General features: G+C 63.5%; 4 protein-coding genes. 1 reads left to right on the top strand and 3 read right to left on the bottom strand.

Going from position 1 to position 6040, the window contains the following annotated elements:
* Positions 1 to 1325 (bottom strand): pyruvate kinase (gene pyk / locus RMO57_RS03265; RefSeq protein ID WP_310384175.1); only part of this gene is annotated, 1325 nt, incomplete at its 3' end.
* Between the two features lie 189 nt (positions 1326 to 1514).
* Between pyk and RMO57_RS03260 the strand changes: the two genes are divergently transcribed.
* Positions 1515 to 2663: an ATP-binding protein gene (locus RMO57_RS03260; protein ID WP_310384172.1), complete on the top strand. Its 1149-nt coding sequence runs from the start codon at positions 1515 to 1517 to the stop codon at positions 2661 to 2663.
* 1 nt (position 2664) lies between these two features.
* On the opposite strand, the gene RMO57_RS03255 is transcribed toward RMO57_RS03260, so the two are convergent.
* Entirely contained in the window at positions 2665 to 4995 is a 2331-nt protein-coding gene (locus RMO57_RS03255; protein ID WP_310384170.1) for an NADP-dependent malic enzyme, read from the bottom strand.
* Positions 4996 to 5114: 119 nt separating this feature from the next.
* A partial coding sequence (locus tag RMO57_RS03250; protein WP_310384168.1) for a phosphoglycerate kinase occupies positions 5115 to 6040 on the bottom strand: 926 nt, incomplete at its 5' end.

Here is a 6040-nt window from a genome sequence, read left to right as displayed (position 1 = left end):
ACGAGGATCTTCTCGGCGGCCGCCAGCGCGGTGTCGCGGTCCTCGAACTTGGGCATCAGCAGCGGCCGCACATTGCGATACAGCGTCAACTTGCGCTGGCTGATTTCTTGCGTCGTCAAGGCATAGATCGGCACCTGGATGCGGTGACGGCTCATCCACAGCGCGGTGGAGCCGGACTCGGTCAGCGCCAGGATCGCCTTGCAGCCGAGGTGGTGCGCGGTGAACAGCGCACCCATCGCGATCGACTGGTCGATGCGGCCAAACTGGCGGCCTTGGAAGTCGGTGTCCAGCGTGACGAACTCGGCCCGCTCGGCCTCTTGCGCGATCGCGGCCATCTGCTCGATGGTCTCGACCGGATACTTGCCGGCCGCCGTTTCGGCGCTCAGCATCACGGCGTCGGTGCCATCAAGTACCGCGTTAGCCACATCGCTGACCTCGGCGCGCGTGGGCACCGGATTGACGATCATCGACTCCATCATCTGGGTCGCGGTGATGGCCACCTTGTCGAGCGCCAGCGCCATCTTGATCATGCGTTTTTGCAGGGCAGGCACCGCCGCATTGCCGACCTCAACCGCCAGGTCGCCACGCGCGACCATGATGCCGTCGCTGGCCTTCAGGATCGCCTCCAAATGCGGGATCGCTTCCGAACGCTCGATCTTGGCGATCATGCTGGGCTTGTGGTTGTAGGGCTCGCCGGCCATATTGGCGAGTTGGCGGGCCATCTCCATATCGGTGGCGTTCTTGGGGAAGCTGATCGCCAAGTACTCGCAGCGGAAGCTCATCGCGGTCTTGATGTCCTCCATGTCTTTGGAGGTCAGGGCCGGTGCGGTCAAACCGCCGCCCTGCTTGTTGATGCCCTTGTTATTGGACAACTCACCGCCCACTTTGACGATGGTGTGGACCGCCGCACCGCGCACCGCCTCGACCGTCAACACCAACAAACCGTCGTTCAGCAAGAGCGTGTCGCCGGGCCTCACATCGCGCGGCAGTTCCTTGTAATCAAGGCCGACGGCTTCTTCATTGCCCAGCTCGGTGCGATCGGCGTCGAGGATGAAGCGCTCGCCATTGATCAACTCGATCTTGCCGTGCTCGAACTTGCCGACGCGGATCTTCGGTCCCTGCATATCGGCCATGATGGCGACGGCCTTGCCGGCGCGGTCGGCCGCCTCGCGCACCATGCGGGCGCGGTCAATATGGTCTTGCGCCTTGCCATGCGAGAAGTTCAGCCGCACCACATCCACGCCGGCCCGGATCATCCGCTCCAGAATCTCCGGTGATGACGAAGCTGGGCCGAGGGTAGCAACGATCTTGGTGGCACGGGTCATGGCGGGCTCTCGCTGAAATAAAGTTACAGGCGGCGATTATGAAGCGCAAATGAGTCGGCGCAACAGGTACATCGAGTTACATGACGCTGGCCCGATTGAGTGACCCAGGGCGCGACTCAAGTGTCGTCATGCCGAGCACAGAATATCAAAAAGTCGCGAATTTTGAAAAACACGCTGTAATATAGTCGCATGAATCGCTATCTAGACGATCGTATCCGCCTGGACTTGGCCAAGAAGATGGTCTTTTTGGTCGGCCCGCGCCAGGTCGGCAAAACCAGCCTGAGCCAGACCTTGCTGGCTCAGGCCGTCGGCGGCGACGGCAGCGGCGGCCAATACCTGAACTACGACGTGGCCGAGGACCGGCGCTTGATCCTGAGCCAGGCCTGGAACAAGCGCAGCCCGCTGCTGGTGCTGGACGAAATCCACAAGATGCCGCTGTGGAAGAGTTGGCTCAAGGGCGTGTTTGATGGCAAGCCGGCGGCGCAGCAACTGCTGGTCACTGGCAGCGCAAGATTGGACACCTTCAGGCAAACCGGCGACTCGCTGGCCGGGCGGTTTTTTGCCCTGCATCTGCATCCGATCTCGGTGCGTGAATGGTGCGAACAAACCGGCGCGGCGCCCGAGCAGGCCTTGAGCCATTTGCTCGCCCGGGGCGGCTTCCCGGAACCCTGCCTGGCCGAGTCTGATGACGAAGCCGAGCGCTGGCGCCGGCAATACTTTGACGGCCTGGTACGCCATGATGTGCTGGAGTTTTCGCGCCTGCAGGAGGTGGCGGCGATGCGCTTGTTTGCCGACATGCTGCGCAGCCGGGTCGGCTCACCGCTGTCCTTGGCGTCGATTGCGCGCGACCTGAATCTGTCGCCGGTGACGCTGAAAAAATACCTCGACATCCTCGAAGCGCTGTTCATTGTCTTCACCGTGCGGCCCTGGCACCGCAATATCGCGCGCGCCACGCTGCAAGCGCCCAAGGTCTATTTTTACGACACCGGCCTGGTGCTCGGTGACATCGGCGCCCGCTATGAAAACCTGGTCGCCTGCGCCCTGCTGAAACACATTGAGTGGCAGCAAGACACCTTGGGCAAGCCGGTCGCCCTGCACTACATCCGCACCAAGGACGAGGCCGAGGTCGACTTCTGCCTCAGCGAGGGCGAGCATCTGACCGACCTGATCGAATGCAAGATCAGCGACAGTAAACCGCACCGCGCGCTGGCCCGCTTTGCCGCCGAATGGCCGCAGGCGCGCGCCACCCAGTTGCTGCGCGACCTGCGCAATGCCCATGACGTCGGCCGCATCGAGATTCGCGCGGCCGCGCCCTGGTTGAACGCGTTAGCAGCCTAAATCAACAATTCGTTCGCGCCGCCAACACGTCGGCCACTGCCAGCGCCGTCATATTGACGATGCGCCGCACCGTCGCCGACGGCGTCAGGATGTGCACCGGCGCCGCCGCGCCGAGCAGGATGGGCCCGACCGTGACGCCATGCCCGCAGGTCACCTTCAAGACATTGAACAAGATGTTGGCAGCATCCAAAGACGGCAAGACCAACAGATTGGCCGAGCCCTTCAGCGTGCTGCCGGGCAGAAAGGCGGCACGCACCGATTCGGACAGCGCCGCGTCGCCGTGCATCTCACCGTCGCATTCGACCTCCGGCGCATGCCGCGTAAATAACTCGCGCGCCCGACGCATCTTGACCGCCGACGGCCGCTTGCTGGAGCCGAACATCGAGTGCGACACAAAGGCCAGCTTGGGCGGCAGGCCGAAGCGTTTGACCTCGTCGGCCGCCATCGCGGCGATCTCGGCCAGCTGCTCGGCGTCGGGTTGGTCGTTGACGAAGGTGTCGGTGATGAAGAGCGTGTGCTGATCCAGCATCAGCGCATTCATGGTGGCAAAGTTGCGCGCACCGGGCTTCAGACCAATCAGGTCGGCCACATGCTCCAGATGGTTGTCGAAGCGCCCGACCATGCCGCAAATCATCGCGTCGGCATCGCCGAGCTTGATCGCCAGCGCGCCAATCGTGGTGGCCGAGCGGCGCACCGCTGCCTTGGCCATATCGGGCGTCACGCCCTGGCGACCCAACACCTGGTGATACGCCTCCCAGTACTGGCGAAAGCGCGCATCGTTGTCCGGGTCAATCACCGCCACATCGACACCCAGCTTCAGGCGCAGGCCAGCACGCTCAATCCGTGCCGCAATCACCTCGGGCCGGCCGATCAAGGTCGGCTTGACGATGCCTTCGTCCAGCGCCACCTGCACCGCGCGCAGCACCCGTTCGTCCTCGCCCTCGGCGTAGATGACCCGTGCAGGATTGGCTTTAGCCGCCGTGAACACCGGCCGCATGAACATGCCGGTTTGATAGACATAGCGCTCCAGCGACTGGCGATAAGCCTCCAGGTCATTGATCGGCCGCAGCGCCACACCGGACTCGGCAGCGGCCTTGGCGACCGCCGGCGCGATGCGCAGAATCAGCCGCGCGTCGAAGGGCTTGGGGATCAGATAGTCGGGGCCGAAATGCAGCTCCTCGCCGGCATAGGCCGCCGCCACTTCGTCGCTGGTTTCGGCCTTGGCCAGGGCGGCGATTTCACGCACGCAGGCCAGCTTCATTGCTTCCGTGATCTTGGACGCGCCGCAGTCCAGCGCACCGCGGAAGATATAGGGGAAGCACAAGACGTTATTGACCTGGTTCGGATAGTCCGAGCGACCGGTCGCGATGATGCAATCGGGCCGTACCGCCTTGGCGAGTTCCGGGCGAATCTCCGGCTCCGGGTTGGCCAGCGCCAGGATGATGGGCCTCAAAGCCATCTTGATGACCATCTCCTGCGTCAGCACGCCGGCGGCCGAGCACCCTAGGAAGACATCGGCGCCGTCGACCACATCGGCCAAGCTGCGCGCTGAAGTAACTTGGCAGTAGCGCTGCTTCGATTCGTCCAGCTTGCCGGCTTTGGCATCCTCGCGCTGATCCTGAATCACGCCCTTGGAATCGCAGACAAAGATATTCTCGCGCCGCACACCCAGACCCACCATCACGTCCAGGCAGGCAATCGCCGCCGCACCCGCGCCCGACACCGCCAGCTTGACGGCGCCGATGTCTTTGCCGACCAACTCCAGGCCGTTCAACAACGCGGCGCTGGAGATGATGGCCGTGCCATGCTGGTCGTCATGGAAGACCGGGATGTTCATCCGCTCCTTCAGCTTCTTCTCGATGTAGAAGCACTCGGGCGCCTTGATGTCCTCCAGATTGACGCCGCCCAGCGTGGGCTCCATCGCGGCAATCATGTCGACCAATTTATCGGGGTCGCGCTCGGCCAATTCGATGTCGAACACATCGATGCCGGCGAATTTCTTGAACAAACAGCCCTTGCCTTCCATCACCGGCTTCGAGGCCAGCGGGCCGATATCGCCCAGGCCCAGCACCGCCGTACCATTGGTGATCACGCCGACCAGGTTGGCGCGCGAGGTGTATTCGGCCGCCAGCGACGGGTCTTTTTCAATCGCCAGGCAGGCATAAGCGACGCCGGGCGAATAAGCCAGCGACAGATCGCGCTGGTTGGACAAGGCCTTGGTGGGGGTGACGGCGATCTTGCCGCGCGTCGGTGCGCGGTGGTACTCCAGCGCCGCCTCGCGCAGCGCGGCCTCGGCCGGCGACAAATTATTTGCGTCGTTGCTACTCTTCATCGATGTCTCCTGATTTTTAGAACTGGGCGCAGATTACCGCGCCAATTCCTCCGCTCCGGTGCCGAGTGCTTTACGCCTTATGCAAAGATCGCAACACTTTTTCTAGGGCTGATCCTCGCTCAGCCGGCGCGCTGGCTCAAGATCTCGAATGCCGGCAAGGTCTTGCCCTCCAGAATTTCCAGAAAGGCACCGCCGCCGGTGGAGATATAGCCGACGTCCTTTTCGATGTCGTACTTGGCGATCGCGGCAAGAGTGTCGCCACCACCGGCGATGCTGAAGGCGCTGGACGCAGCGATCGCGCGCGCAATCGTCTCGGTGCCATGCGCAAAGGCTTCGAACTCGAACACGCCGACCGGGCCGTTCCAGACGATGGTGCCGGCGGCCTTCAATTGCTCGGCCAGCATGGCGGCGGTCTGCGGGCCGATGTCCAGGATCAATTCGTCGTCGGCCACATCGGCGGCACCCTTGACGGTCGCCTCAGCGTCGGCCGCAAAGCGCTTGGCCACCACCACGTCAACCGGAATCGGCACCGCCGCGCCGCGTGCCTTCATCGCCTCGATGACCGCCCGCGCATCGGCGACCAGATCGGGCTCGGCCAGCGATTTGCCGATCTTCAAGCCCGCCGCCAGCATGATCGTGTTGGCGATGCCGCCGCCGACGATCAGGCCGTCGACCTTGTCGGACAGCGCCTTCAGGATGGTCAGCTTGGTCGAGACCTTGGAGCCGGCGACGATGGCGACCAGCGGCCGCTTCGGGTTGGCCAGCGCCTGCGTGATGGCGTCGATCTCGGCCGCCAGCAAGGGGCCGGCGCAAGCAATCGGCGCGAACTGAGCGATGCCGTAGGTCGTGCCCTCGGCGCGGTGAGCGGTGCCGAAGGCGTCGTTGACGAAGATATCGCACAAGGCGGCGAGCTTCTTGGCCAGCACCGGGTCGTTCTTCTTCTCGCCCTTGTTGACGCGGCAGTTCTCCAGCAACACCAGCTCACCCGGCGCCACGGTCACGCCGTCGACCCAGTTGGCCACCAGCTTGACCTCGCGGCCCAGCA

The sequence above is a fragment of the Roseateles sp. genome (genome assembly GCF_031397715.1).
Lineage (GTDB): Bacteria > Pseudomonadota > Gammaproteobacteria > Burkholderiales > Burkholderiaceae_C > Paucibacter_A.
The sequence above is the reverse complement of the archived record's forward strand: the minus strand, read 5'-3'. Positions and strand labels throughout refer to the sequence as shown.

Excerpts from the sequence above, each read along its gene's own strand:
- RMO57_RS03255 (WP_310384170.1), bottom strand. The coding sequence starts at position 4,995 with ATGAAGAGTAGCAACGACGCAAATAATTTGTCGCCGGCCGAGGCCGCG.
- RMO57_RS03260 (WP_310384172.1), top strand. The coding sequence starts at position 1,515 with ATGAATCGCTATCTAGACGATCGTATCCGCCTGGACTTGGCCAAGAAG.